The organism is Mesorhizobium sp. M5C.F.Ca.IN.020.29.1.1 (assembly GCF_003997375.1).
In the GTDB taxonomy this organism is placed as follows: domain Bacteria; phylum Pseudomonadota; class Alphaproteobacteria; order Rhizobiales; family Rhizobiaceae; genus Mesorhizobium; species Mesorhizobium wenxiniae.
This window is the reverse complement of record NZ_RZSW01001228.1, coordinates 1-379: the sequence shown is the minus strand read 5'-3', so window position 1 is coordinate 379 and position 379 is coordinate 1. Positions and strand designations below refer to the sequence as shown.

Here is a 379-nt window from a genome sequence, read left to right as displayed (position 1 = left end):
CGGCAAGCAGGCCGAGCGCAGCGGCCAACAGGGGCGTTTTGCCTAGAGATAGCCTCATCGCTGTCTTCATGAACCCGGTTCTCCACCGCAATCCCAAGGCCGAATCATAGCACGCCGCGCCCGCGGCTTCGATCGTCAGCGCTTCATCGGGCTGCGCGCTTCGCCGTCACGCCAATCGCCGCTTGCCCACATATGATCGAAGGCGGCGCGGTAGTCTGGAAACCGCAGGGAATAACCCGCCGCCTTGATCGCCGCGTTGGCGACACGCTTGTTCTCGCCATAGAAGGACCGCGCCATGGGCGAAAGTTGGGCGGCGTCGAAGGGAATTTCGGGCGGCGGTTCGATACCCATTAGCGAAGCGGCATAGGCGACGACATCC

The 379-nt window shown here is 63.3% G+C and carries 1 pseudogene; it reads right to left on the bottom strand.

Annotated features, from left to right (window positions below):
• Nucleotides 1-135: 135 nt before the first annotated feature.
• Nucleotides 136-379: pseudogene (locus tag EOA85_RS37165) on the bottom strand (NAD(P)-dependent oxidoreductase); the annotation flags it as partial.